Below are 25,674 nucleotides of genomic sequence, written 5' to 3'. Positions count from 1 at the left end.
AAAATAGACGGGCGTCATTTTTCATGCCGGCGGGCGCAACCATCTCATGCGGCATCCCATGGCGGCGACGAAAATGCTCGATCAGGGCGTCGATGAGCCGGCCGCCGGCCGTTGGTCCTGCGCCTACGGCAGCTGCCTCAGCACGCCCACTACCGCCTTGCCGTCGGTGAAATAGGGATCGCCGCCGCCATTGCGCCCGGTCCTTGTCGCACCGATGCCTGATATCTCGCTGGTTGAGATCAGCATGCCTGCGGCAGACAGGTCGCGGATCAGGAGGTCGCGCTCGGCGTCGATGTCGGGACCGATATGGTGGGTGACCTGGCCGGTGTCGTGGCTGAGGCCGACGCCGCGATCGAAGCTTGCCGCACCCAGCCAGAGCGGCCGGCCATCGTCTCCGCTCGCATCGGTCTGCCAGAAGCGGACATGATGACGCCGGTCGGCACTGTCGCCGACCGGCTTCTCGAAGGCCAGATCCTGTGCACGGCCTTCGAACAGCAGCCGGCTGACCGGCGCGTCGGGATAGGGCCGATCGAACAGCACGCTTTCGCCGATCTCGATCGCCGTCTCCAGCGTCAGAGCGTCGGCGGTGTCCCATCCGGCGACGGCGAAGGCATGGACCAGCTCTTTTTTGGTGCCGACGAGGCCGACATTGATCGGATCGCCGGCGATGCCTTGCGGTGTGTGCGTCACCATCTCGAAGCGCTGCGTGCGGAAGTTGCGGTCGCGCAGGGTCCAGAATTCCGGCGCGGCGAAATAGGCGAGCACGAGATAGCCGGCACAGAACGCCACCAGCCAGATCGTTGCGCGTCGTCGAAGGCTTCGTCGGCTCATGCGACACCACCGTGGTGATATGACATCACCTTATGTGACGTCATTCTACGCGGCGGCGCACAGCTTGGGCAGTGGGCACGCGCTCGGGCTCAGCGGCAGGCGCGGTAGCCGTTCTTGCGGTTCTTGATGTCGAAATGGAAATGGTTGCGGTGGTCGTAATTGTAGCCGGGACCGAGCACGGTGGTGAAATACTGGCAGCCGTCGGCGCGCACAGTGTTGAGGAAGCCGCGGGTGCGGAAGGCGAACAGGCCGGGCTTGCGCACGTCGATCTCCTTGCCATTGCTAAGCTCGATGCTCATGACGTCGAGCGCGTTGCCCTTGCCGTGCTCCGACAGCGTGCCTTCGCCGGCGATCCTGCGGCAGGAATAGCTCGAGCCCTGGCGAATGGTCCTGACGCCGGAGAAATAGCGCCAGCGGGCGGACGGGACCAGTTCATTCCTGGCCCAGCCGGCGAAGGTGGCGGCCATGTCGCAGGTCAGCGTCGCAGCCGGCTTCATCCCGATGCGGCCGATGGCCGAAATCTTGACCGGATAGTCGATGCCGCACTGGCCTTCGCGGATCGGCGCAAGGTCGCTGTAGACGACGCCCAGGCGCTTCAAATCCCTGCGGCACTCGACCTCGCTGGCGGGCATCTGTTCGGTCGGCGCCATCGGCTCGTCCATGCGCGGATAGGCGGCGGTCATGTAAGGGTTGGACGGGACGAGGCGCTGCATCCCGGCGTACTTTGCGCCAGCGTAATTTGGGACAGCTGATGTCTGGCTGCCGACATCGACGGCCGGTTCCAGCGAAAGCACGCTGCCGGTGGTGCAGGCCGAGATCGCTGCGATGGCAAGCCCGCCGGCAATCATGCGCGCGCGTCTCACTTGCCGCACGGCGACAGACGCGGCGCGAAATATCCCGGCCATTGGCAGGTTCCCGGTCCCCGAGCCGATCAGGCTCCATGTCATCGTTTGATCATGATCTTTTTCCGAAAACCGGATTCCACTTTTCGGGGTCATGATCAGATGAAACGGAGCTTACCCGCCAACAGTAAAGGAAAAATCAGCGGCTGCGTTTACGGCTGCGGCCAAATTGCGGCGCGTCGGTCCGCAACCATATCACTGGCAGAAGGTGCCGCCGTTGCGGCGCGGTGCAAGATCGAGATGGAGATGCAGCGAATGATCGGCATCGCTGCCCGGGCCAAGCACGGTCTTGAACGGTCCGCAGGCTGCCTTGCGTATTGCGTTCAGGAATTTCGCCTCCTTTTCCGGCGGCGTCGGGCGGATGTCGATCCTCCTGCCGTCCGAAAGCGTGAAGCTGGCGATGTCGAGCGCGTTGCCGAAGGCGTGCTCCGACAATTTCCCGCCGCCATTGCGGTGGCGGCAGACGAAGGCGGATGCCTGGCCGACCGACTTGAGTTCGGCGCCGAGCTCGGCCTTGGCCGCCGGCTGGACGATATCGGCGGCGAAGCGCGCGGCGGCCTCGGCCATCTGGCAGTTCAACTCGGATTCGGGGTTGATATCCAATGACTTGCCCAGCGTCTTCAGTGCGATCGGATAGGGGACAGAGCAGCCGACCGCCGCATCGTGCTCGGCTTTGCGTTCCTCGAAGTCGACGCCCATCGACTTCAGCCGCCTGCGGCAGGCCAGTTCCTCGTCCGGCATTTTCTCCTGCGGCACAGCGGCCGAGCGCGGGTCGGGAGGAATTTTTTTCTCCGGCGCCTGCGCCGGCTTCTCCGGTGGTTTTGGCGCGGCGGACTTTTCGGTCGGCGTCGGAGCGACTGCCGGCGGCTGCGGCCGGGCTTGCTGATGCTGGTCCGACTTCTGCTGGTCCATTTTGTCGGTCGCGGGTTGATCAGGCTTTGGCGCATCCCCAGGGCGCGGCTCGGGGATCGGCACGTCGGCAGGCGCGGCTTCTTGCGCTGATTGCGACTGATTGAGCTCCGGGACGGGCACCTTATCGGGCAGTTCCGGAGCTTGGGCCAGGGCCGCTCCTGCGGACAGCATCGCCGCTGCCAAAGGCAGCGCCAATCTGATCAATCCGGCCATTCTGATCGATGTAGGAGAGGTCACCACCGCCATTCGCCCTTAACGGCGGGCGAATGCGGAAGTTGCCTGAACGAGGGCATTGGCCGATCACAAACGGTGACCGCGGTGTTACGCACCGATCGCTTCCAGCCCTTCCTCCAGCCAGTCGGCCAACAACGGCATGCCGAGCAGATATTTCGCCGTGCGCTTGTTGGCGCGCTCGCGCGCGGCCGTCAGCGCGTCCGCCCATTCCGAGGCGTCATAGTCGCCGCGTCCAACCCAGGCGAGGGCGACGAGTTCGGCCGCCTCATCGACATTGAGGTCGTTGATCAGTTCGCGCAGCTCTTCTTCGGTGAGGTCCTCGGAACGTTCCTCGACGAGACCGTCATGATGATGGTTGTCATGCGCCTCGCTATCGAGTTCTACCTCGTGCTCGGCGCCATCGGCATAGTCTTCGTTGACGGCGGCGCTCAACGCCTTCGCCTTGAGGATGAACAGGCGCACCGTGTCGGGACCGATCGAAAGCTCCCATTCTTTTTCAAGGCGCCGCTGCACTGGCCGTCTCCGCATACTCCGTTGGCGTTTGCTGGATGATAGCGGATTTGCGGCGCTCGTCACGTTTTGTTCGGCGCTTCCATTTTCCGACTGGCGCTGATCGTTGAAAAGGCTTTCACTGGCCGTGGCTTTTTTCCGGGATGAAACCGCTTTTGCCCGGCGTTAGTCTTGCATTGTCATGCTTCAGGGAGAGTTCGATGCGCAGACGATTGCTGATCCAGGTTCTGGCGGTTGCCGCCCTGCCGCTGTTTGCGGTTCCGGTGTTTTCGGCCGGTGAAGGTGGAGGCGGTGGCGATGGCAGCCAGACGACACAGTGCAAGAAAGGCAAGGTCTGGGACAAGAAGCTGAAGAAGTGCGTCGCGCCCAAGCACGGCATGCTGGACGACGACAACATCTATGAAGCCGGCCGCGCGCTGGCGATGGCAGGACGTTATGACGAGGCGATTGCCGTGCTCAGCCTGGCTGCGGACAAGAAAGATCCTCGCATCCTCAACTACCTCGGCTACTCGCACCGCCATTCCGGACGCGTCACCGTCGGTCTCGGCTATTATGAGGAAGCGCTGCGCATCGATCCTGATTACACGCTGGTACGCGAATATCTCGGCGAGGCGCACCTGCAGATCGGCGATCTCGCCGGCGCCCGGGAACAGCTCCGCGAGATCGAGAAACGCATCGGCAAGGGATCTCGTGAATACGGCATGCTGTCCGAGCAGATAGACCGTTTCATGAAGAGCTGAATAGAAAGCCCGAACACCGCCTCACCACCGGCTGTGAGCAATCGCAGCCGGTTTTATTGCGGCGCGCCCGGCCAGCCGGGCTGCCATGACGGGATTTCCGCAAATGGCGGGCGAATTTTTCAAAACCGATTTTTTGGCGTGAAAAACCCACGAAGATTGCTATATTGGAGGAAATTGCGGTGACACGGTTCCGTTAGCCCGAGGCTGCCGGACCGTTTTCTTTTTGTACCCATCGACAAGGTCGCTCCCGGAATGCGGGGGCGGCGGCAGGAAAGGTCAGGCATTATGAACAAGGTCCCGATGACAGGCGAGGGGTTCGCGTCATTGAAGGAAGAACTGCGCTGGCGCCAGCAGGAAGAGCGGCCGCGCATCATCGAAGCAATCTCCGAAGCGCGCTCGCACGGCGATCTCTCTGAAAACGCGGAATACCATGCGGCGAAAGAGGCGCAGAGTCTCAATGAGGGCCGCGTCAACGAGCTCGAGGATTTTATCGCCCGCGCCGAGGTGATCGACATCACCAAGCTCAGCGGCGAAAAGGTCAAATTCGGCGCGACCGTGGTGCTGGTCGACGAGGACACGGAAGAGAAGAAGACCTACCAGATCGTCGGCGACCAGGAGGCGGATGTAAAGTCAGGCCGCATCTCGATCTCCTCACCGATCGCGCGGGCGCTGATCGGCAAGGAAGTCGGCGATGCCATCGAGGTCAACGCGCCAGGCGGCGCGCGGGGCTACGAGATCGTCCAGGTGCAGTTCATTTAAGAATTGGCGCTGCTCTGCCTTCTCCCCTTGTGGGAGAAGGTGGCCTCGCGAAGCGAGGTCGGATGAGGGGTGTTCCAGCTTGGCACCAACAGCACTCCGGCCAGCACCCCTCAACCGGCGCTGCGCGCCAATCCACCTTCTCCCACAAGGGGAGAAGGGAAGAGGGCGGCGCCGACCTTTCCGATTGAATTGATTGCACAAATCAATTCTTGCCGGCGCCGGCCCGACTAAGCGCTTGGCGCTCAAGCAGCCTCTCTGCTTCCGCCACCACCTCTATCGGCGCGACACGACTGCCGGGCGCGGCCAGCAGTGTTGACGAGAACGGCCCGCGCGGGCCGGTCAGGCCGGGTTCTGTCGCCACAAACACCGCGACGGTCGGCAGGCCGAAGGCACTGGCGAGGTGGGTAAGGCCGGTATCGGCGCCGATGATCAGCACCGACCGGCCGATGATCGCGGCGATCTCGGCAAGCGGTGATTTCGGCACCAGCACGGTCTGTGGAACGGCTTGGGCGATCGCCTCGGCAACCGCCTGTTCCGTGTCGTTCGACCAGGTGGTGACCGGCGTCATTCCTCTTTCGACGAGAAGCCGGGCCGTCTCGATCCAGTCGCCGACCGGCCATTTCTTGTCCTCGCGGCTGGTGCCGTGCAACAGGAAGGCGGCTTTTTCGCCGACAAAAGTCGCCTCGACGGCTGGCGGCACGATGCCGGACTCGAGCCCGGAAAAATCCGGTTCATAGCCGAGCGCCAGCCCGAACAGCCGCCTTGTGCGTTCGATGGCGTGCAGATCGCGCGGCACAGCATAGCGGCGGTCGTAGAACAAGGTCGCCGAAGGCTCGCGAGCGCTCGACCGGTCGAAGCCGGCGATCGGCGCCGCGGCCTGTTTCGCCACCACGGCCGACTTCAGCAATCCTTGCGCATCGATGACGAGATCGTAGCGGTGATCCCGCAAGGCGCGGCGCAATGCCGCTGCCTCGCGCCATGTGCTGGGGACGAGCGGGCTTGTGCGCCAGCGCCGGATTGCCACGGTGTGGATGGTTGCGATCGCCGGATGCAGCGCCACGATGCCGGCAAAAGCCTCTTCCACACACCAGTCGAACGACACGTCCGGCCGCTTGCGGCGGGCATCCTCGACGGCCGGAAAGCTGTGGATGACGTCACCCATCGAGGATGTCTTGACGATGAGCACCCTCATGCGGCGGCCGGCATTTCCAGCAGCCGTTCCGCCGCTGCCGCGACCTGCGCCACTCCGAGCGTGTTCAGGCAGTTGAGGTGGCCGAGCGGGCAGATTTTCCGATGGCAGGGCGAACAGGACAGGCCGAGCCAGACCAGTTCGCGCTGCTCGGCGAGCGGCGGCGTATTGTGCGGCGAGGTCGATCCGTAGACGGCTACGATCGGCGTGCCGACCGCGGCCGCAACATGCATCAGCCCACTGTCGTTCGACACCGCAAGCCTGGCCGCGGCGATCAGGTCGATGGCGTCCTCGAGCCGCGTCTGGCCGGCGAGATCGACAGCGCCCGGGGCAAGCGTGGCGATTTCCGCCGTCACTTCAGCGTCGTTCTTCGATCCGAACAGCGCGACCGCAAAACCTTTTTCCATCATGTCGCGGGCAAGGCCGGCATAGCGTTCGCTCGGCCAGCGTTTGGCCGGCCCGAACTCGGCGCCGGGCATCAGCGCGACGAATTTTTTCGCCTCCAGCCCGAAGCGGCCCAGCAATGCCGCCTGGTTCTTCGTGTCGACGGCGAGCTTGGGGGCACGGAACGTGCCGCCTTGCGCGAGGCCGAAATAGGCCTGCGCCGTGCGCCGTTTCACATCGTCGGGCAAGGCTACGATATCGGTCAGCAGCCCGTAGCGCATTTCCTTGAGGTAGCCGACACGGCGCGGAATGCGGGCAAAGAACGGGACCAGCGCCGACTTCCAGCTTCCAGGCATGACATAGGCGATGTCGTAGTGGCCGCGCAGCAGGCGGCCGAAGCGCCTTCGCATGCGGAATTCCAGCGCTCCGGATTTCAGCGGCAGATCGACCTGCCGGCGTATTTCGGGCATCCGCTTGACCAGCGGCGCCGCCCATGCCGGCGCCAGCACGTCGATTGCGGCGTTCGGGTGAAGCTCTCTCAGCGCCGAGAACAGGCACTGCGCCATCACCATGTCGCCCACCCAGCGTGGGCCGATCACTAGGATCGTTGGGCTTTCAGCCATTCGACATAGTCTCTGACGCCGGTTTCCACTGTGCGAAACTGACCATTGTAACCGGCGGCGCGCAACCGGGACATGTCAGCTTGCGTAAAACTCTGGTAGCTGCCCTTGAGGTGATCGGGGAAGTCGATGAACTCGATCTCGCCTTTGCCGAGCGCGCCGATCACAGTCTCGGCAATGGCGCGGAACGGCTGGGCACGGCCGGTGCCGCAGTTGAATATGCCGCTCGATCCGCGTTTCCACAACCATAGATTGGTATCGGCAACGTCGCCGACATGGATGAAGTCGCGGCTCTGCTCGCCAGGTCCGAAACCGTCATAGGCGCCGAACAGCTTTGGGTTGTGGCCTTGCTCGACCTGGTTGAACAGATGGTAGGCGACCGAGGCCATGGCGCCCTTGTGCGCCTCGCGCGGCCCATAGACGTTGAAGTAGCGCAGGCCGGCCACCGGCGAATGGTCGGTATCGAAGACGGTGCGGCGGACATAGTCGTCGAACAGCTTCTTTGAATAGGCATAGACATTGAGCGGGCGCTCGCAGTCCGGCTCCTCGCGAAACTCGGCGCCGCCGCCATAGACGGAAGCCGAGGAGGCATAGAGGAAAGGCAGCCGCAGCGCCAGGCAGGCATGCAGCAGCCGCTTCGAATAGGCGTAGTTCACCTCCATCATGAATTTGCCGTTCCACTCGGTGGTGGTCGAGCAGGCGCCCTGGTGGAAGACGGCCTCGATGCGGCCGAGGTCGCCGGCCTCCATGCGCGGCAGGAAATCGTCCCTGTCGAGATAATCGGCGATCTGCAGGTCGGCGAGATTGGCGATCTTGTGGCCGTCGGTGAGGTCGTCGACGACGAGAATGTCGCTGATCCCTTCGGCATTGAGCGCGGCGACTATGTTTGAGCCGATCATGCCGGCGCCGCCCGTGACGATGATCATGAAAGCCTCTGGTATCTTGTGCCGATTCCGGCCCTTATAGGGGAGGCTTGCGGGGCTGTCGATAAAGCAGGTCGCAATCCGGCGGTTGGCTGCAGACCTCAGTGCCGCCGCACAGCTTTCGCTTCAGTCGGCGATCCACCGGCGAAGCACGACAGGAGCAAGGGTAATGCCGTCGACCGAACTGCTTATCGCCTTTTTTGCCACCACGGCGATCTTTGCCTATATCCCCGGTCCGGCGATGCTTTACGCTGCTGCGCAAACCATGGCGCGCGGCCGCTGGTCCGGCCTGACGGCGGCGTTGGGTATCCATCTTGGCGGCTATGTGCACGTCGTCGCTGCCGCTGCAGGACTGTCCGTGCTTTTCCATGCCGTGCCGACGCTCTATATGGCGGTCAAGCTGGCCGGCGCGCTCTATCTGATCTGGCTGGGTGTGTCGCTGTTCCGCGCCAGGGCGCAAGACGATGCTGTTATCTCAGGTATCGAGCCGAAATCCGCTCGCCGCGCCTTTTTCGAGAGTATCACCGTCGAGGTGCTCAATCCCAAGACGGCAATCTTCTTCATGGCGTTCCTGCCGCAATTCATCGACGCATCGGCGACGTTTCCCGTCTGGCTGCAATTCCTCGTCCTCGGAACGATCGTCAATCTGATGTTCTCCTCGGCGGATGTCATGTGCGTGGTGCTGGCGGGTGCGCTGATCACCAGGCTGCGGCGCTCGAGCCACGCGCAACGCCTGATGCGGCGTGCGGGCGGCGCGGTGCTGGTCGGATTGGACGTTCATGTGGCTTTGCAGAAAACTTGATCCGCCAACCAGCGTTGGATGTGGTCGGTTCGGCGCCTGCCGTTGCGCTGAGCCGAATTGCGGTATATCGGCTTCGCCATGAACGACCAGCCCTGCCAGTCCAGCGTTTTCATGAGCATCGGGACCGGCTCTCATTGCACGTCGAAGATGACATGAGCGAGCAATACCTGCCTTCTCCCGAACCGCTTCACCGCGCCATCTCGCGGTTCGGCAACGTCACCGTGCTGGTGGTCGGCGACTTCATCCTCGACCGTTTCGTCAACGGCGTCATCGAGCGGATTTCGCCTGAAGCGCCCATTCCGGTGCTGCGCGGGCGTGGCGAAACCTCGGCAATGGGTGGCGCCGGCAATGTCGTCGCCAACATCGTCTCGCTCGGCGGTGCCGCAATACCGGTTTCGGTGATCGGCGCCGATCCGGCCGGCGACAATCTCATGCGCATGCTCACCGAGCTTGGCGTCGATACTGGCGGTCTCGCGCAGGACGCCAACCGGATGACCTCGTCGAAAAGCCGCTTCAGCGCGCTCAACCAGCAGGTGCTGCGCTTCGACGAAGAGGAAATCAAGCCGCTGGGCGACGCCGAGCGGGCGACGCTGATCCGGCTGTTCCGGGCCGGGCTCGCGCAAGCCGACATCGTCATCCTGTCCGACTACGGCAAGGGCATGTTGCTCGACGGCGTCGCCGGCGAGCTGATCTCGATCTGCCGCGAGGCGGGAAGGCCGGTGCTGGTCGATCCCAAGGGCCGCGACTATGCTTGCTATTGCGGGGCGACGGCGATCACCCCCAATCGCAAGGAACTTGGCGAGGCGGTCGGACGCGCGGTATTTGCCGATGACGAGATCGTCGCCGCGGCGCGTGCGCTGATCTCGGCACATGGCTTCGAGTTCGTCGTCGCGACGCGCAGCGAAAAGGGCATGAGCGTCGTCGACGCCGACGATGCCCGGCACATCGCCACGCAGGCGCGAGAAGTGTTCGACGTTTCCGGCGCCGGCGACACTGTCATCGCTGCGTTTGCGTTGGCCCTGGCTGCGGGCGCCGACCGCGTCATTGCGGCGGCCATCGCCAACGCGGCCGGTGGCGTGGTGGTGGGAAAGCGCGGCACCGCTCGGCTGACGGTCGAAGAACTCGCCGGCGCGCTGTTTCGCTCGCATGGACCGATTGCCCACAAGGATGCAATCCTTGATGCTGCCGCCGCCGCACGGCTGGTGGCGACGTGGAAGGACGAAGGCCTGAGCGTCGGCTTCACCAATGGCTGCTTCGATATCCTTCATGCCGGCCATGTCAGCCTTTTGCATGCGGCGCGCAGCCAGTGCGACCGGCTGGTTCTCGGCCTCAACAGCGATGCCTCGGTGCGCCGGCTGAAAGGGCCCGGACGCCCGGTCAACGACGAGCATGATCGCGCCTGCGTGCTGGCGGCGCTTGCCTCGGTCGATGCCGTCGTCGTCTTCGAGGACGACACGCCGCTCGCGCTGATCGAGGCGCTGAAGCCCGACATACTGGTCAAGGGCGCCGACTATACGATCGATCAGGTGGTCGGCGCCGAAATCGTGCAAAAGGCGGGCGGCCGCGTCGTGCTGGTCGATCTCGTCGCCGGCAAGAGCACCACCGGCACCATCGGCAAGTTGCGCTCCGGCAGCACAAACTGAGGTTTTCATGTCCGAACTGAACGATTATCTGGTCCGCTCGGCGGCCGCGATCACCGCAATGGTCGAGCGCGACCTCACCAGCGAGATGGAGCGGGCGGTTACCGCCGTCGTCGCCGCGCTTTCGCAGGGCAAGGCGCTGCTGATCTGCGGCAATGGCGGCTCGGCCAGCGACGCCATTCACATCGCCGGCGAACTGGTCGGCCGCTTCCTGAAGGAGCGAAAGGCCTACAACGTCATCGCGCTGCCGGCCAATGCGGCGGTGCTGACCGCCTGGGGCAATGATTACGGCTTCGACACGGTGTTTTCACGCCAAGTCGAGGCGCATGGCGCCGCGGGCGCCGTGCTGCTCGCCATCTCGACCAGCGGCAACTCGGCCAGCATCCTCGCCGCCGCCGAACAGGCGCGCATGATGGACATGACGGTGATCAGCCTGACCGGCGACAGCGGCGGCAAGCTCAAGCCGTTGTCCGATATCCTGCTCAACGTGCCCTCGACCTCGACGCCGATCATCCAGCAGGGGCATCTGTGCCTCTATCATCATCTGTGCGAAATGGTCGAAGCGCGCCTCTGTGATGGCTGACATCGGCCCGGTCGTGAGGTCTGATCATTACCCGCTCGAAGCGCCAGGCCTGTGGGTCGAGCGGGTCGGCAGCTCCGCTTTTCCAGCTGGCACGCCGGCGCTGTTCCTCGACCGCGACGGCACCATCAATGTCGATAGCGGCTACCCCAGCGATCCGGCTGACATCGTGCTGCGGAGCCAGATGCTGCCGGTGATCCGAACGGCCAACATCGCCGGCGTTCCGGCAATCGTGGTCTCCAATCAATCAGGCATAGCTCGCGGCTATTTCGGCTGGCCGGAGTTCGCCGCGGTCAATGCCCGGCTGCTGGCGCTTCTCGAAGCGCAGAATTGCCGGATCGATCTGGTGCTCGCCTGCGCCTACCATTCGAGCGGGACGGGCGAGCTGGCAGCAGCTGATCATCCGATGCGCAAGCCCAATCCGGGCATGCTTCTGCGCGCCCGCGATCTGCTGTGCGTGGATATCAGCCGATCGATCATCGTCGGCGATAAGGCCGATGACATGGAAGCCGGACGGCGAGCCGGGCTCTGCGAGGGTTGGCTGGTGAACGGCAGATCCAATCGGACTTCCGGCGAAGGTGCGTCCAGGACGCGTAACCTGACGACCGATAACGATCACAGCAAACTCTGCGACGCCATCGCCGAGCTCGGCCGGGATTAAGGTCTCACTTCGCTGAAAGCCACCAGGCCCTCGTCCTTGACGCGACGGATGGTCAGTGCCGTCCGCACCGTGTCGACATTCGGTGCCGAGGCCAGTTCCTCGATGACGAAGGTCTGAAAGGCGCCGAGGTCGCTCGCCACGCAATGCAGCAAAAAGTCGGATTCGCCCGACACCATCCAGGCGTCGCGAACGATCGGCCAGCCGCGGGTGCGTTCGGCGAAGGTTTTAAGCTCCGCATCGGCCTGATGGTGCAGGCCGATGAGGCAAAAGGCGACGACGTCCAGGCCGAGCGCCGGCGCATTGAGCAAGGCGCGATAGCCGCGGATGATGCCGGTTTCTTCCAGCCGCCTGACGCGACGCAGGCATGGCGGCGCCGAAATGCCGACGCGGCCGGACAATTCGACATTGGTCATGCGCCCGTCGTGCTGAAGCTCGCGCAGAATCTTCCAGTCGATGGCATCGAGATCGGCTTTGAGCGGCATGGATACCTTCGGCGCTTCACGCAAGAATCTTTCGTGATTTTGTAGACGACTTTGGTGTCCATTCCATCCCTTCAGTCGCTGATTTTGGCACAGTCGCCCGCGCAAGATGTTCATGGATCGTCTGTTTGCGAGGAAGCTTTCCGGGGACGAAGGCGAGGCCGTCTTGCTGGCGTCGCCCGCAACACCTAGATTAGGGCCGAAAATCGATCCCTGTGCCGGACGCTTCATTCGCGTCCGGTTGTTGTGAAAGCCCTGATATGACGTCCAAGCACGCACCCGTTCTCATCATCGGCTCCGGTCCCGCCGGCTATACGGCGGCAATCTACGCCGCCCGCGCCATGCTGAAGCCGATGCTGGTCGCCGGGCTGCAGCAGGGCGGCCAGTTGATGATCACCACCGATGTCGAAAACTATCCCGGCTTCGCCGATCCGATCCAGGGTCCGTGGCTGATGGAGCAAATGCTGAAACAGGCCGAGCATGTCGGCACCGACGTCATCAACGACATCATCACCGAGGTCGACCTCAACGTGCGGCCGTTCCGTGCCAAGGGCGATTCCGGCGCAACCTATACCGCCGACGCGCTGATTATCGCCACCGGTGCGCAGGCGAAATGGCTGGGCATCCCGAGCGAACAGACTTTTATGGGCTTCGGCGTATCGGCCTGCGCGACCTGCGACGGCTTCTTTTATCGCGGCAAGGATGTCGCGGTGATCGGCGGCGGCAATTCGGCGGTGGAGGAGGCGCTTTACCTTTCCAACCTGGCCAAGAGCGTGACGGTCATCCACCGACGCAGCGACTTCCGCGCCGAGCGCATCCTGAGCGAGCGGCTGTTCAAGAAGGACAATGTCCGCGTCATCTGGGACACCGTCGTCGACGAGATCACCGGCCAGTCCGGCAAGATGCCGCTGCCGCCGTCGGTGGAAGGACTGAAGCTGCGCAATCTGGTGACCGGCCAGGAGATGCATCTGACGGTCGACGGCGTGTTCGTGGCGATCGGCCATGCGCCGGCGGTCGAGCTGTTCGCCAGCAAGCTGAAGCAGAAGCCGAACGGCTATCTGTGGACGGCGCCGGATTCGACCTGCACCGACGTGCCGGGCGTGTTCGCCGCCGGCGACGTGACCGACGACATCTACCGCCAGGCGGTGACGGCGGCGGGGCTCGGCTGCATGGCCGCGCTCGAGGCGGAAAAGTACCTCGCCGGGATCGAAGTTCACCGCGAAGCGGCGGAGTAAACAAGCGGCCGAGAAAAGCCGCGCAAAAGCCTGATTTTTCATTCAGACGCCAGAAAACAGAATGGGGGCATCATGGCGTTGGACTGGGACAAGCTACGCGTGTTTCACGCTGCGGCGGAAGCTGGGTCGTTCACCCACGCCGCCGAGACACTGCATCTGTCGCAATCGGCGATCTCGCGGCAGGTCAGCGCGCTCGAACATGATGTCGGCGTGCCGCTGTTCAATCGCCATGCTCGCGGCCTGGTGCTGACCGAGCAGGGTGAGATGCTGTTCCGCACGGCGCATGACGTGCTGATGAAGCTGGAGACGATCAAGTCGCGGCTGACCGAGGCCAAGGATCGGCCTTCCGGCGTGCTCAGGGTGACGACCACAGTGGGGCTCGGTGCCGGCTGGCTGACCGAGCGCGTGCAGGAATTCATCGAGCTCTATCCCGAGATCAGCCTGCAGTTGATCCTGGCGAACGAGGAACTCGACCTCACCATGCGCCGGGCGGACTGCGCGATCCGGCTGCGCCAGCCGCAGCAGCCCGATCTCATCCAGCGCCGCCTGTTCACGGTGCATTTCCATCTCTACGCCGCCCCTTCCTACGTCAACAAATATGGCAAGCCGGCGTCGATCGCCGAGCTGAAGAGCCATCGCATCGTCACCTTCGGCGTGCCGGTGCCGGCGCATCTGTCGGAATTGAACTGGCTGGAAACAGTCGGCGATTTCGAAGGCGGGCAAAGGGTGCCGACGCTGCAGATCAACGACATATTGTCGATCAAGCGCGCGGTCCAGGGTGGCGCCGGCATCGCCATGCTGCCCGACTATGTGGTCAGCAAGGATTCAGGGCTGGTGCAGTTGCTGCCGGAGACCGAAGTGCCGTCCTTCGACACCTATTTCGCCTATCCCGATGCGATGAAGAACCAGGCGAAACTGCACGTCTTCCGCGATTTCATCATCGCCAAGGCGCGAAGCTGGTCGTTCTGAACGGATCCTTCTGCAAATCGCTTCCTGCTTGCATCGCGGACGATCCCTTACTGGCCGCGCCGTGGCGTCAGGCGAGGGAGCCAGCCTGGAACGGCATGGCGGTAGGCCTCGTACTCGGCGCCATAGCGGCGGGCAAGCGTCGGTTCCTCATGGAACTTCACGAACGAGACCATGGCGACGGCGGCGATAGCGGCATAGGCGACGAGAGCCGCGCTCGAAAACAGCAGCGCCTGGCCAAGGATGATCGCCAGCACGGCCACATACATCGGGTTGCGGACATGGCGGTAGATGCCGCCGACAACCAGTCGCTCGGTGGGCGCGACCGGAGCGGGCGTACCCAGGCCCTCGAGAGCAAAACGGGCGAAGGCATGAAGCAGCAATGCCGTTGCAACGACAATCAGTAACCAGCCAACCGGGACCAGGCCGGGCAGGGTCGACCATGGCAGACGATAGCGATCGGCCAACAGCCAGGGCAGCAATCCCGCGACCACACCGGGCGCTGCGATGAAGAACAGCGCGCTGCCGGCGATCGCCTGACGGGTCCTCATCGGGGCTTCCTTGGTCGCGATTTTTCGGGCCGATGCATGTCTGCCAAAAAAATAATGGCTGCCGCAAAAATAAACGCGCGCTGCCTGATTCGCCATCATTCGTTGTTTTCTGCGTTCTGGACCGAAAATCGGCGCTGGTTCGCCATTTCGCAATGATTCTTGACTGGCTGCGCACCGCATTTCGCGATTCGTCTGGTCCTACGAGGCCAAGCAACGGCTTAGACCACAGCCTGTGTCATTTTGCATGCGAGTGTTGCAAAATAGATGCTTGTTTCTTGGGCATGATGAGCACATATAGGGATCATCTCCTGGGCGCGTTCTCCTCCCATTAGCGCCCTTGAGTGTTCCCCTCTGGAGGTTAGCCTTAACAGGCACTTCCAATCAAACTCAGCCGGATCTTCGTTGATCCGGCTTTTTTGTATCCCGAACCCTGCCGGCGCTGACGCAAAGCCGACCGAAATTGTCATGTAACAGTGACATGTAACCTCAGGTAACATGTCGCAGGCGCGCAGCATCGACTAAGCAGATCATAGGACGCGGTGTGGTTCGTGCGGGAGATGGGGGCATCACTCGGACGATCCGGGCTCAGGCGGCTACCGCGTCCGAACTATTCTTCCGCTGAGGCTGTCAAGCGTTGGCGGCACGTGCGGCGGACCTGCCATTTCGCCTCCCACGAAGACGGTCCGCAAGAGAACGGCGTCCGGATCATGTCCGGACGCCGTTTCCTTTTGTTCTGCAGCCTGACTGTCGCCAAGTTCAAGTGTCAGGCAGCCTTGCCATTGGCGTTCAACGCCTCGTCGGCCAGGCGGCCGGTGAGTTCGGCCATATGGTCGAAGCCGGCACGATAGCTGGCCACGCCCGCGGTGGCCGAACGCAGCTCGATGATCAGATCGCCGATCTCGGCCTGCGGCATGGTCGCCTCGACGACATCCCATCCCGGCCAGCCGGGCCGCGCATCATAGCCGAGGATTTGGCCGCGCCGCTGCGGGATCAGGGCGATGATTTTCGATGTCGCGTCGGACGGCGTGACGATTTCCACCTTCATGATCGGTTCAAGCAGCACCGGCGAGCAGGCGGCCATGCCTTCCTTCATCGCCAGCTTTGCCGCCATCTGGAAGGCCATGTCCGACGAATCGACGGAATGATAGGTGCCGTCGGACAGGTTGACGGCGACGTCGACCACTGGAAAGCCGAGCGGGCCCGATTTCAGATAATCGCGCACGCCGGCCTCGACCGACTGGATATAGGTTTTCGGCACGGCGCCGCCGGTGATGGTGTCGGTGAACTGGAAACCGGAGCCGCGCGGCAGCGGCTTGATCTCGATCACCACATCGCCGAACTGGCCATGGCCGCCCGACTGCTTCTTGTGACGGCCACGCTGCTGCGCCGCTTTGCGGATCGTCTCGCGGTAAGGCACGGCCGGCGGATGGCCTTCGACCGGAATCTGGTTCTTGCCCTCCAGCCGCTCGCGCACGACACGCAGATGCATTTCGCCATGGCCCGACAGCACGGTTTCAGCCGAATCCTGATTGTGGCGCACGCTGAGCGAGGGATCTTCCTCGGCAAGGCGCTGGATGGCCGCCGACATCTTGACCTCGTCCTTGCGTTCCTTCGGTCGCAACGCAAAGGCATAGACCGGTTGCGGCGGCGTCAGCGTGACCAAGGGCTTGATGCCGCCCTTGACCGAGCTCAAGGTCTGACCGGTCGTGACCTCGTCCATCTTGCCGAGCGCGACCGTGTCGCCGGCCGGGGCCGAGGTGAGCTTGGTCTGGTCCTTGCCGAGCATTCTGTAGATGCCGGAGACCTTTGCCGTCGCGCCGTTCGAAAGGAAGAGCTCGGAGGCGTCGGCAAGCTGGCCGGACAGGATGCGCGAGATCGACAGCTTGCCGCCATGCGCGGTGTGGATGGTCTTCATCACCTGGACCACGGTCGCATTGCCGTCAGCTGCGTCGAGGCGCTTGTGTGTTGCTTCAACATCGGGCGCGTCGTGGCGGATCGTTTTTAGCAGCCGCAGCACACCATTGCCCTTCTCGGCGGTGCCGATCAGCACCGGCGTCACGGCACCATCGCGCAAGTCGGCGGCCAGGTCGTCGAAGATGGCGTCCTTGGGCGGCTCGATTTCGTCGAGCAGCTGCTCCATCAGTTGATCATCATGGTCGGCGAGCGTCTCCAGCATGGAAAAGCGCGCTTCGAGCTCGCGCGCCTTGTCGTCGCTGGGGATCTGGGCGACTTCGCTTTCGGCATACTCGCGATAGATGTAGGCGCGCTCCAGCGCCAGATCGATCGAGCCGATCACCACGCCGTCCTTGCGCAGCGGGATCTGGCGCAGCAGCAAAGGCACCGAACTTGCCGGCTGCAACATCTTCAGCGTGTCGCGCACGCCTGATATCGCCTTGTCGACCTTGTTGAGGAACATGATGCGCGGCACACCGAGATCGTCGAGCTTGCGCATGATCAGCTGCAGGGCAGGGATCTTCTTCTCGTCGGCTTCGGCGACGACCACGGCGATGTCGCAGGCGGCCAGAACCGGCTCTGCCTCGAAGGAGAATTCGATGGAGCCGGGACAATCGACGAAGGTGAGTTGCTCGCCCATGAAGTCGGTGGTGGCAAACGTCGCCTCAACGCTCATGGCGTGGGCGCGTGCCTCGGGCGAATGATCGGAAACTGTGTTTCCCGAGGAGACCGGATTCTGGCGGGGGATGGCGCCCGTGCGGGCCAATATGGCTTCGAGAAGTGTCGTCTTACCGCTTGCAAAGGGACCGACGATGGCAATGCATTTCGGTCCCGTGCGTCGTCCTCCGGCGCGAGTTCCCATGACTGACCTCCACTCAGGCGTTTCCCTGGGAGCGGCGGCCGGCCTGTCGACCGTCGCGGGCGGGGCTTTTTCAGTTTGCCGCCTACCCAAAGGCATCGTCCCACGGGTTAGGCGGGAGGGCAAGTGATTTGAGATCGCGCGATTTGAGAATCGGGGATTTGAGGATCGCCTGATGTCGCGGATGTTGAGCCATGATCAGCGAGGCGTCGAATGCGGGTCTGGGCTTTCCGTCAATGCCGTGACAGGGTCCGCCGCCGAACAGCCGCAAAAGCGGTTGCGCCACGATGGTTATCGGATGAAAGTGCCGCTTCCTGCGAGAAAAGGAACGGTTGTCGCCGACCGATCCGCCATCAGCTTGAGGACTTTGGGACGATGAAGATCATTGCTTGCGGCAGCGTGCCGACCGTCATTGCGCCGGAAAAGTACTTCACCGGCCGCGTGTGGCAGACGCCGATCATCGAGAAGGAAGCGCCGGCGCGGCTACGCGCCATCATGGTCGGTTTCGAGCCCGGCGCGCGTACCCACTGGCATACGCATCCGCTGGGCCAGACGCTCTATGTCGTGTCAGGCGCCGGCCTGGCGCAAAGCTGGGGCGAGCCGATACAGGCAATCAGGGCCGGCGACGCCATCTCGTTTGCGCCTGACGAAAAGCATTGGCACGGCGCCGGTCCAAAATCGGCGATGGCCCATATCGCCATGCAGGAGGCGCTCGACGGCGTCCATGCCGACTGGCTGGAGACGGTGACCGACGAGCAGTATGGCGGCGTTGATCGGACCTAAAAGCGCGTCGCGTCTGATCATTGGTCGCGTCTGATCATTGTAGGTGATTTCCATGCTCAGGTTTGGGTTTCATGTCGAACCGTCGCTTGCCTCTTGTTGCCGCAGTCTATCTCGGCACATTCGTCGCACTGCTCGACATCAGCATCGTCAACGTCGCCCTGCCGACGATCCAGATTGCGCTCGGCATCGATTTCGCCGGGCTGCAATGGGTGATCGACGCCTACACGCTTTGCCTGTCGGCCTTCATGCTGTCGGCAGGCCTGATCGGCGACCGCTACGGGCGCAAGCGCTCCTGGCTGGCAGGCATCGGCATCTTCGTGGCTGGCTCTGCCATATGTGCAATCGCGCCCAACCTGTCGGTGCTGCTGGTGGGCCGGGTGGTGCAGGGGATAGCCGGATCGCTGATCATTCCGGGTGCGCTGTCGATTCTGACGCAGGCGTTTCCCGACGGTCGCGAGCGTGCCGGCGTTATCGGAGGCTGGGCGTCGTTCGCAGCTGTCTCGCTGCTCACCGGCCCGGTCGTCGGCGGCATCCTGGTCGAAACCGCCGGATGGCAGAGCATTTTCCTGATCAACCTGCCGCTCGGCCTGGCCACGATCGCGCTCGGTGCGGCTTCGATCGTAGAGACTTCACACCCCGAGCATGCCCATCTCGACCTTGTCGGCCTGGCGCTCAGCATTCTGTGGCTGGGCGCCTTGACCTTCGGCCTGATATCGGCAGGCGAAAAAGGTTGGGGCGATCGAGAGGCTGTTATCGCCCTTGTCGTCGGCTTCGCCGGCCTGGTGGCATTCCTTGTCTTCGAGGCACGCACGCCGCGGCCGATGCTGCCGCTTGGCCTGTTCCGCGACGTTCGCTTCGCCGTCGCCAATGTCGCCTCGTTCGCGCTCGGCCTCACCTCCTACACCAGCGTCTTCCTCTATTCGATATTCCTGCAGCAGGCACAGGGCTGGTCGCCGACACAGACCGGCCTGTGCATGGCACCGCTGTTCCTCGTCCAAATGGTCGTGTCGCCGGCGATCGGCAGGCTCAGTCAGCGCTACGGGCACTCGGCGCTGATGACATCGGGCTATCTTTCGAGCGGTCTTTCCATGCTGGGCATGTGCTGGGTTGGACCCTCGACACCCTATGTGACGATCGGCCTGCTGTTTGCCGTCGGCGGTCTCGGCAATGCGCTGTCCATCCCGACCGGCAGCGCTGCCGCGATGTCGTTTGCGCCGCGCGGGCGTTCGGGCATGGTGTCGGCGGTGATCAACGCAACCCGCCAGGGCGGCACCGCCATCGGCATCGCCCTGCTCGGCGCCTTGATGAGCATGCGGGCAACAGCCCTGCTGACGGCGCATCTTGAAAATGCCGGTGTCGCCAATGCCGGAGCGGTGGCCCGCGCCGCGGTTTCAAGGCACCATTTCGCAGCCGATGCGGCGATGGGCAAGGACGGCCTGCGCGATCTGTTCGCAGCCGCCTATGCCGGGGGCTTCCATGCGGCGATGCTGACGGCCGCCATCGTTTCGTTCATCACGGCCGGGCTTCTGGCCGCCATTCTGGCGCCGGCCGAGGCTCGTTCGGCGCGCGAAACCAATCACAGTCGCCAGGGATGAGGCTGGCGCCTACCGCCAAAACCCGATTGCGAGCCGGGTTTGGTGTTCGATATGCGCTTGATCAGGTCAGCGAGGCGGTGAAGCGCTGGATGCGGGCGCAGGCCTCTTCGAGCAACGCCTCTGACGTGGCATAGGAGATGCGGAAGTTCGGGCCGAGGCCGAATGCCGAACCGAACACGACCGCCACGCCCTCGGCCTCGAGCAGTTCCGAGCAGAAGGCTTCGTCGCTGTCGATCAGCTTGCCGGCTTTGGTCTTCTTGCCGATCAACTGGGAACAGGACGGATAGACGTAGAAAGCCCCTTCGGGAGACGGACATGTGATGCCGCGCGCCTGATTGAGCATCGACACGACAAGATCGCGCCGAGCCTGGAAAATCGCCTTGTTTTTCGCAATGAAATCCTGCGGACCGTTCAGCGCCTCGACCGATGCCCACTGGGCAATGGTGCAGGCGCCGGAGGTCTGCTGGCCCTGGATCATATCCATCGCCTTGATCAGCGCCAGCGGCCCGGCCGCGTAGCCGATGCGCCAGCCAGTCATTGCATAGGCCTTCGACACGCCGTTCATGGTCAGGGTGCGCTCATAAAGCTTCGGCTCGACCTCGGCGATGGTCGTGAAGACGAAATCGCCGTAGATCAGGTGCTCGTACATGTCGTCGGTCAGCACCCAGACATTGGGGTGTTCGAGCAGCACGTCGGCCAGAGCGCGCAACTCAGCCTCGCTGTAGGCGGCGCCCGACGGGTTCGACGGTGAGTTCATCAACAGCCATTTGGTGCGCGGCGTGATCGCCTTTTGCAACGCCGCCGCCGTCAGCTTGAAGCCGTTGTCGATGGAGGTGTCGGCAAATGCCGGGGTGCCGCCGCAGATCGCTACCATCTCGGGATAGCTGACCCAGTACGGCCTGGGAATGATGACCTCGTCGCCGGGGTTCAGCGTCGCCATGAAGGCATTGAACAGGATCTGCTTGCCGCCGGTGCCGACGATGGTCTGCTCCGGCCGATAATCGAGATTGTTCTCTCGCTTGAATTTTTGGGCGATTGCCTCGCGCAGCGGCACGATGCCGGAAACTGGAGGATATTTCGTTTCGCCGCGGTGGATGGCCTCGATCGCAGCGTTCTTGATATTGTCCGGCGTGTCGAAGTCCGGTTCGCCGGCACCCAGCCCGATCACGTCACGGCCGGCGTTTTTCAGCTCGCGCGCTTTCTGCGTCACTGCGATGGTCGCGGAAGGCTTTACGCGGGAAAGGGCGTCGGCAAGAAAGGCCATGACGGCGTTGTCTCCTTGTAGGCTTGGCGGTGCGTCCGACCGCGGCGTCTCTCATGTCGCATCATCCCGCCAAGCGCAAGCATTGTCGGATGAGCCAGACCTCAAATCCCCCGGCAAATCCGGCAACAATAAATTCACTTACACGCGGTAAAACCCGGGGTGGCTGGATCACGACCCATTCCACCAGTCTCGCAACGGGAGGAACCGTGTCGCGCAGCATCGGGCTTGCCCATATCGTCCGTCACGACGACGGCACCGCCAGCGGTGTCTGGGGCAATTATACGCTGCAAAGCGCCTTCCAGCCGATTTTTGCCTTCAGCAACGGCAAATTGTCCATCACCGGATTCGAGGGCCTGATCCGGCCGTTCCGCGACGACGAGCCGCAGACGCCGGTGAGTTTTTTCAACGCCTGTCCGACGGTCGACCGCCTGCATATCGAGGCGCTGACAAGGACGCTGCACCTTTTGAACGCCGGCGCCTGCCTGCCGCAGGAGGCATTCATTTTCATCAACTTCGATCCGTCGGTGTTCACCGATCGCAGCATCGCCGACAGTGCGCTGCGCGACATGCGGCTGGTGCTGCATGAGGCCGGGATCGATGCGAACCGCGTCGTCTGCGAGGTGACCGAGCAAAAGTCGGCGTCGCAGGAAACGCTCTACAATTTCGTCGAGGCGCTCAGGGCCAACGGGTTTCGCATCGCCGTCGACGACTACGGCGCCGAAGAGTCCGACATCAACCGGATCAAGGAACTCAGGCCTGACATCGTCAAATTCGATGCCCACTGGATCATGCAACTGATGGAGTCCGGCGCGGGCTTCGCGCTGCTGACCGCCATGGTGGCAAGTTTCGAACAGCAAGGCATCCGCACCGTGTTCGAGGGCATCGAGGAGGGCTGGCAGCTTGAACTGGCCGAGAAATCGGGAGCTTCGATGGTGCAGGGATTCGCGCTGGCGCGCCCGGAGCTTGCACCGACCAGCTTTCACGTCTTCGGCAACGAAAGCCAAGTCTTCGGCAAGGAAAGGCAGATGCCGGTGACGGCGCCTGACGCAGGCGCGGCGCCTGCGACCGTCTCGCCTTCGCCGCGGCCGAAACGGGCTTTCGGGCGCAAGGTGGTGCCATGACCGGGCGGCCCGACAGGCGGCGCAATGTCGGCGAGGCAATCTTTGCCGACGAAGTCGGGATCGAATATGGCGTCTATGGCGCGTTCCGGCTGAGGAGCGCCTACCAGCCGATCTTTGCGCCGCGCGGCAGGTTTTTGAAGGCCGTCGCCGTCGAAGGCCTGATCGAGCCGCACCGCGCCGGCAGGCCGGTCGCGCCGCGCGTATTCTTCGAGGGCATCCCCGTGGCGGATCGCCTGTTCGTCGAGACGATGTGCCGGGTGCTGCATCTCAGGAATTTCCGCAACATCGGTGTCGGCGGGCTCGACCTGTTCTTCAACTACAATCCGCTGATCAATGATGACCCCGGGCGAGCGCTGGCAGAAATCAGGCTGATGACCAGGCGTCTCGCCGAGTTCGACCTGCACCCCGGCATGCTGGTCTGCGAGATCACCGAGCAGGCGGCTGAAGACAAGGTGCTCGTCAGCCTGGCACGCGAGATGCGGCGTGACGGCATCCGTATCGCCATCGACGATTTCGGCACCGGGCATTCGACGGAAGAACGGGTCGCTCTTGTCCAGCCCGACATCGTCAAGATCGACGGCACCTGGTTCGCGGAATTCTGCCGCCATGCCGCCGCCGAACGGTTTTTCCGGCCGCTGGTCTCGGCGCTGCATGACCGCGGCGCCAAAGTGCTGGTCGAAGGCATCGAGCAAGCCACGCATCTGCGCGTCGCGCTGGACGGCGGCGTTGACCTGATGCAGGGATTTTACCTTGCCCGGCCGGCGCTGGCCGGCACGGTCTTCGACGAGGAGCCGCTGCCCATCGACAGGCTGCTTGGCATGGCCAACAACGTCGTGCCGTTGTTTGGGTGATCTATCAGCGGCGTTGATGGTTGCGCCAAAACAAATCACTGGATGAAGCCGTCGCTGCCAGGATAATTGCCGCTAAAGGCGGCTCCGCCGAGGGGAGCGGCGATGGGAGCACCAATGACCATACTCTATGGAATGATCGACAGCGGCAATTGCTATAAGCCGCGCCTGTTGATGGCCAAGCTCGGCATCGCTTTCACCAATGTCGAGGTCAGCTCGCACACCGGCGACACGCGCAAGCCGGACTATGTCGCCAAGAACCCGAACGCCATGGTGCCGCTGCTCGAGTTCGACGACGGCCGGCGGCTTGCCGAATCCAACGCCATTCTGCTCTATCTCGCCGAAGGCACGCGGTTGCTGCCGGCCGACAAATACGAGCGGGCTCTGGCCTATCAATGGCTGTTCTTCGAGCAGTACAGCCACGAACCCTATATCGCGGTGCGCAAGGCGCTGCTGACCTTTCCCGAACGGGCCAGGGACGCGACACCGGAACGGCTGGCGCTGACGCTGGAGCGCGGCAACAAGGCGCTCGGCGTGATGCACAAGCATCTGGCGGGCAGTGCGTTCTTTGCCGGCGAGGCCTTGAGCGTCGCCGACATCGCGCTCTACGCCTATACGCATACGGCCGAGATGGGCGGTTTTCAGCTCGACGCCTACCCGGCGGTGGCGGCCTGGCTGAAACGGGTCGAGACTGATCCTGGGCATGTGCCGATGGAGTGGCTGGGGTAGTTCTGTCCTTACGGCTACTTCAGGAGGCGGTCATATTCGGAGTGGGTGCCGATCCAAAACCAGACAACGTCATCGTGGTCACGGACAGCTACGGCGCGGTAGTTGAGAGCAACCCGCGCCGACCAATAGCGTCCGACCTGTTTAAAATGCAGCGACGGGTGAAACGGATCAGAACGCAGCTTGGCGAAACGTTTGTCCGCCTTTGCTCTGATCGACGAGGGCAGTTTTGCATAACCCTCCCAGAATAAGGGAGTGGCGACATGATTCACAAAGACCGGGTCCGGCCGGCGCGATGGTCGGCCAAGGCCTGCTCGGCAAGTTTATCCAGCCTGCCAGCCTTGGCGTCGGCTTCGATCTGCCGATCCCACATCTCCGCTTTCAGTGCCTCGAACCAGGCGGCAAATGCCTTCAGTTCCTCAGGGCTCAGTTCGGCGACGGATTTCTCAATCTGTTCAAGCTTGCTCATCGCCTAAAAATACCATGATTGGCACAATAAGGCCAAGGTAGCTGTTTCATCCGGAAATCCGGACAGCAAAAAGGCGGGACAAAATCCCGCCTTCCCATGCTTGGTAGCCTGATCGGGAGCGCTTTGGCCGGGCCGGCAGCAATCTGCTGCTTCGGCTTGTCGGGTTCTTTCCGCTCCGGCGCGCTTCTCGCGCGACCGTCAGTACATCCGTGACTTGCCGCGCGCCCCGAGCTATCGCCCGGCGCGCGCCATTCGCAAAATCAGGCTGCCTTGCTCAGAGATCCAGCGGACGACTTGCCAGTGCGGCGGTCTTGCTCGATCTCGAAGTTGATCTTCTGGCCTTCGACCAGGGTCGACAGCCCAGCGCGCTCGACTGCAGAGATGTGGACGAAAACGTCCGCGCCGCCGCTGTCAGGCTGGATGAAGCCGAAACCCTTGGTGGAATTAAACCACTTGACCGTACCTGTTGCCATTTCGATAGTCCTTATACGTTTGCTTTAGCTTGACTGAACCGAAGTCCAGCCGGTTTGTATCGAGATTTTGGGGATAGACGTCAGCAAACGCGAATATCGCGAGGCCCGGATCGATCGGCCGAAATATCAATGGACCTCATATAGTCCGCTTCTCCGCAAAAAACAAGACTGCACGAAAAAAGGCGTTGATGCGGCGCTGCCCAATGGCCGCCCCAATCGCGTGAAAGCGTTGCAGCGTCGGGCGTTGCGCCGGGTCGCATGGCCTATCGCACGCTGCGGGGAAGGGATCGTGCCGCCTCCGAGCGTCCGGTCCTGTTTGGGGAGAGGACCATGAAAACTGTCCTGTTTGCCGCCTGCCTGACGCTGGTCGCCGCCGAGGCGCAGGCGATCTCGCGCTATGACCCGAGCCGAATGAGCTGTGGCACGGTGCGCGCGACGATCGCACGGGAAGGCGCCGTCATCCTGCGTTATCAGTCGACGCGCACGCCGGGGCTGCCGCTCTACGACCGTTATGTGCGGAGCCAGAGTTTCTGCAACATGGGCGAGGTCAGGGCACGCGCTTCGGTGCCGAGCGCCGATACCAACTCCTGCATCGTCTACAAGTGCAAGCGCGTGGAAACAGACCGGCATTTCCGCCGGCGCATCTTTCCGGACTAGCAATGCCG

General features: G+C 63.1%; 28 protein-coding genes. 14 read left to right on the top strand and 14 right to left on the bottom strand.

Going from position 1 to position 25,674, the window contains the following annotated elements; genetic code table 11:
* Positions 1-123: 123 nt before the first annotated feature.
* The 4 genes from AC0L3H_RS25425 to AC0L3H_RS25410 form a co-directional block, all read right to left on the bottom strand.
* Complete coding sequence (locus AC0L3H_RS25425; protein WP_473495490.1) at positions 124-831, bottom strand: LssY C-terminal domain-containing protein; 708 nt, start codon at positions 829-831, stop codon at positions 124-126.
* Positions 832-920: 89 nt separating this feature from the next.
* The gene (locus AC0L3H_RS25420; protein WP_473517871.1) at positions 921-1,736 is read right to left on the bottom strand and encodes an extensin-like domain-containing protein; all 816 of its coding nucleotides are present in this window, start codon (positions 1,734-1,736) and stop codon (positions 921-923) included.
* Between the two features lie 192 nt (positions 1,737-1,928).
* On the bottom strand, positions 1,929-2,891 hold the full coding sequence (locus tag AC0L3H_RS25415; protein ID WP_473587286.1) for an extensin-like domain-containing protein: 963 nt from the start codon (positions 2,889-2,891) through the stop codon (positions 1,929-1,931).
* 75 nt (positions 2,892-2,966) lie between these two features.
* Complete coding sequence (locus AC0L3H_RS25410) at positions 2,967-3,392, bottom strand: DUF3775 domain-containing protein (RefSeq protein WP_023799808.1); 426 nt, start codon at positions 3,390-3,392, stop codon at positions 2,967-2,969.
* 197 nt (positions 3,393-3,589) lie between these two features.
* Between AC0L3H_RS25410 and AC0L3H_RS25405 the strand changes: the two genes are divergently transcribed.
* Together AC0L3H_RS25405 and greA are read left to right on the top strand one after the other, a co-directional pair.
* The gene (locus AC0L3H_RS25405; RefSeq protein WP_128247258.1) at positions 3,590-4,129 is read left to right on the top strand and encodes a tetratricopeptide repeat protein; all 540 of its coding nucleotides are present in this window, start codon (positions 3,590-3,592) and stop codon (positions 4,127-4,129) included.
* A gap of 285 nt (positions 4,130-4,414) precedes the next feature.
* Entirely contained in the window at positions 4,415-4,888 is a 474-nt protein-coding gene (greA, locus tag AC0L3H_RS25400) for a transcription elongation factor GreA (RefSeq protein ID WP_023799806.1), read from the top strand.
* 202 nt (positions 4,889-5,090) lie between these two features.
* Here greA and waaC read toward each other — a convergent pair whose 3' ends face one another.
* From waaC to rfaD, 3 genes are read right to left on the bottom strand one after another with little or no spacing between them, the layout of a single operon-like run.
* Positions 5,091-6,080: a lipopolysaccharide heptosyltransferase I gene (waaC, locus tag AC0L3H_RS25395; RefSeq protein ID WP_473587285.1), complete on the bottom strand. Its 990-nt coding sequence runs from the start codon at positions 6,078-6,080 to the stop codon at positions 5,091-5,093.
* Positions 6,077-7,084 carry a lipopolysaccharide heptosyltransferase II gene (gene waaF / locus AC0L3H_RS25390; RefSeq protein ID WP_473587284.1) on the bottom strand — a complete coding sequence of 336 codons (1,008 nt, stop codon included), beginning with the start codon at positions 7,082-7,084 and terminating at the stop codon, positions 6,077-6,079. Before waaF ends, waaC begins: the two co-directional genes overlap by 4 nt.
* On the bottom strand, positions 7,060-8,007 hold the full coding sequence (rfaD, locus tag AC0L3H_RS25385) for an ADP-glyceromanno-heptose 6-epimerase (protein ID WP_473587283.1): 948 nt from the start codon (positions 8,005-8,007) through the stop codon (positions 7,060-7,062). The genes waaF and rfaD overlap by 25 nt, the downstream gene beginning before the upstream one ends.
* A 166-nt stretch (positions 8,008-8,173) precedes the next feature.
* Between rfaD and AC0L3H_RS25380 the strand changes: the two genes are divergently transcribed.
* The 4 genes from AC0L3H_RS25380 to AC0L3H_RS25365 all read left to right on the top strand — a co-directional run bounded on the left by AC0L3H_RS25380 (position 8,174) and on the right by AC0L3H_RS25365 (position 11,687).
* A complete protein-coding gene (locus AC0L3H_RS25380) occupies positions 8,174-8,806 on the top strand; it encodes a LysE family translocator (RefSeq protein WP_473587282.1) in 633 nt (210 codons plus the stop codon).
* Between the two features lie 152 nt (positions 8,807-8,958).
* Positions 8,959-10,449: a D-glycero-beta-D-manno-heptose-7-phosphate kinase gene (gene rfaE1 / locus AC0L3H_RS25375; RefSeq protein ID WP_473587281.1), complete on the top strand. Its 1,491-nt coding sequence runs from the start codon at positions 8,959-8,961 to the stop codon at positions 10,447-10,449.
* A gap of 7 nt (positions 10,450-10,456) precedes the next feature.
* Positions 10,457-11,029, top strand: coding sequence for a D-sedoheptulose-7-phosphate isomerase (locus AC0L3H_RS25370; RefSeq protein WP_287064146.1), 573 nt, complete (start codon positions 10,457-10,459; stop codon positions 11,027-11,029).
* The gene (locus tag AC0L3H_RS25365; RefSeq protein WP_473495500.1) at positions 11,022-11,687 is read left to right on the top strand and encodes a D-glycero-alpha-D-manno-heptose-1,7-bisphosphate 7-phosphatase; all 666 of its coding nucleotides are present in this window, start codon (positions 11,022-11,024) and stop codon (positions 11,685-11,687) included. The genes AC0L3H_RS25370 and AC0L3H_RS25365 overlap by 8 nt, the downstream gene beginning before the upstream one ends.
* Here AC0L3H_RS25365 and AC0L3H_RS25360 read toward each other — a convergent pair.
* Positions 11,684-12,169, bottom strand: a complete 486-nt coding sequence (locus tag AC0L3H_RS25360; RefSeq protein ID WP_128186463.1) for an Lrp/AsnC family transcriptional regulator — start codon at positions 12,167-12,169, stop codon at positions 11,684-11,686. The two genes, AC0L3H_RS25365 and AC0L3H_RS25360, sit on opposite strands and share 4 nt — an antisense overlap.
* A gap of 257 nt (positions 12,170-12,426) precedes the next feature.
* Here AC0L3H_RS25360 and trxB point away from each other — a divergent pair, with 257 nt between their 5' ends.
* Both trxB and AC0L3H_RS25350 read left to right on the top strand, forming a co-directional pair.
* The gene (gene trxB, locus AC0L3H_RS25355; protein WP_473587280.1) at positions 12,427-13,401 is read left to right on the top strand and encodes a thioredoxin-disulfide reductase; all 975 of its coding nucleotides are present in this window, start codon (positions 12,427-12,429) and stop codon (positions 13,399-13,401) included.
* Positions 13,402-13,473: 72 nt separating this feature from the next.
* The gene (locus AC0L3H_RS25350) at positions 13,474-14,370 is read left to right on the top strand and encodes a LysR family transcriptional regulator (RefSeq protein ID WP_023799796.1); all 897 of its coding nucleotides are present in this window, start codon (positions 13,474-13,476) and stop codon (positions 14,368-14,370) included.
* A 47-nt stretch (positions 14,371-14,417) separates the two neighbouring features.
* Here the strand turns inward: AC0L3H_RS25350 and AC0L3H_RS25345 are convergent, their stop codons facing one another.
* Together AC0L3H_RS25345 and AC0L3H_RS25340 are read right to left on the bottom strand one after the other, a co-directional pair.
* Positions 14,418-14,918, bottom strand: a complete 501-nt coding sequence (locus AC0L3H_RS25345) for a methyltransferase family protein (RefSeq protein ID WP_473587279.1) — start codon at positions 14,916-14,918, stop codon at positions 14,418-14,420.
* Between the two features lie 763 nt (positions 14,919-15,681).
* Positions 15,682-17,733, bottom strand: a complete 2,052-nt coding sequence (locus AC0L3H_RS25340) for an elongation factor G (protein ID WP_473587278.1) — start codon at positions 17,731-17,733, stop codon at positions 15,682-15,684.
* A gap of 372 nt (positions 17,734-18,105) precedes the next feature.
* Between AC0L3H_RS25340 and AC0L3H_RS25335 the strand changes: the two genes are divergently transcribed.
* Positions 18,106-18,513 (top strand): (R)-mandelonitrile lyase, encoded by a 408-nt coding sequence (locus AC0L3H_RS25335; protein ID WP_473587277.1) that lies wholly within the window; start codon positions 18,106-18,108, stop codon positions 18,511-18,513.
* Between the two features lie 71 nt (positions 18,514-18,584).
* Positions 18,585-20,108, top strand: a complete 1,524-nt coding sequence (locus tag AC0L3H_RS25330; protein WP_473587276.1) for a DHA2 family efflux MFS transporter permease subunit — start codon at positions 18,585-18,587, stop codon at positions 20,106-20,108.
* 61 nt (positions 20,109-20,169) lie between these two features.
* Here the strand turns inward: AC0L3H_RS25330 and AC0L3H_RS25325 are convergent, their stop codons facing one another.
* On the bottom strand, positions 20,170-21,372 hold the full coding sequence (locus tag AC0L3H_RS25325) for a pyridoxal phosphate-dependent aminotransferase (RefSeq protein WP_473587275.1): 1,203 nt from the start codon (positions 21,370-21,372) through the stop codon (positions 20,170-20,172).
* A 206-nt stretch (positions 21,373-21,578) separates the two neighbouring features.
* Between AC0L3H_RS25325 and AC0L3H_RS25320 the strand changes: the two genes are divergently transcribed.
* The 3 genes from AC0L3H_RS25320 (at position 21,579) to AC0L3H_RS25310 (ending at position 24,070) form a co-directional block, all read left to right on the top strand.
* The gene (locus AC0L3H_RS25320) at positions 21,579-22,493 is read left to right on the top strand and encodes an EAL domain-containing protein (protein WP_473587274.1); all 915 of its coding nucleotides are present in this window, start codon (positions 21,579-21,581) and stop codon (positions 22,491-22,493) included.
* A complete protein-coding gene (locus tag AC0L3H_RS25315) occupies positions 22,490-23,344 on the top strand; it encodes an EAL domain-containing protein (RefSeq protein WP_287203709.1) in 855 nt (284 codons plus the stop codon). The genes AC0L3H_RS25320 and AC0L3H_RS25315 overlap by 4 nt, the downstream gene beginning before the upstream one ends.
* Positions 23,345-23,458: 114 nt before the next feature.
* Positions 23,459-24,070, top strand: coding sequence for a glutathione S-transferase family protein (locus tag AC0L3H_RS25310; RefSeq protein ID WP_473587273.1), 612 nt, complete (start codon positions 23,459-23,461; stop codon positions 24,068-24,070).
* A 14-nt stretch (positions 24,071-24,084) separates the two neighbouring features.
* Here AC0L3H_RS25310 and AC0L3H_RS25305 read toward each other — a convergent pair whose 3' ends face one another.
* The 3 genes from AC0L3H_RS25305 to AC0L3H_RS25295 form a co-directional block, all read right to left on the bottom strand.
* Positions 24,085-24,339, bottom strand: coding sequence for a type II toxin-antitoxin system RelE family toxin (locus AC0L3H_RS25305; protein ID WP_473587272.1), 255 nt, complete (start codon positions 24,337-24,339; stop codon positions 24,085-24,087).
* Positions 24,336-24,536, bottom strand: a complete 201-nt coding sequence (locus AC0L3H_RS25300; RefSeq protein WP_023799785.1) for a hypothetical protein — start codon at positions 24,534-24,536, stop codon at positions 24,336-24,338. The genes AC0L3H_RS25305 and AC0L3H_RS25300 overlap by 4 nt, the downstream gene beginning before the upstream one ends.
* 260 nt (positions 24,537-24,796) lie before the next feature.
* Positions 24,797-25,009 (bottom strand): cold-shock protein, encoded by a 213-nt coding sequence (locus AC0L3H_RS25295; RefSeq protein WP_023678332.1) that lies wholly within the window; start codon positions 25,007-25,009, stop codon positions 24,797-24,799.
* Positions 25,010-25,339: 330 nt separating this feature from the next.
* Here AC0L3H_RS25295 and AC0L3H_RS25290 point away from each other — a divergent pair, with 330 nt between their 5' ends.
* The gene (locus AC0L3H_RS25290; RefSeq protein WP_128186443.1) at positions 25,340-25,666 is read left to right on the top strand and encodes a hypothetical protein; all 327 of its coding nucleotides are present in this window, start codon (positions 25,340-25,342) and stop codon (positions 25,664-25,666) included.
* Positions 25,667-25,674 lie beyond the last annotated feature (8 nt).

The sequence above is a fragment of the Mesorhizobium sp. WSM4816 genome (genome assembly GCF_055811535.1).
Note: the sequence above shows the minus strand (reverse complement) of the source record. Positions and strands in the feature narration are given on the sequence as shown.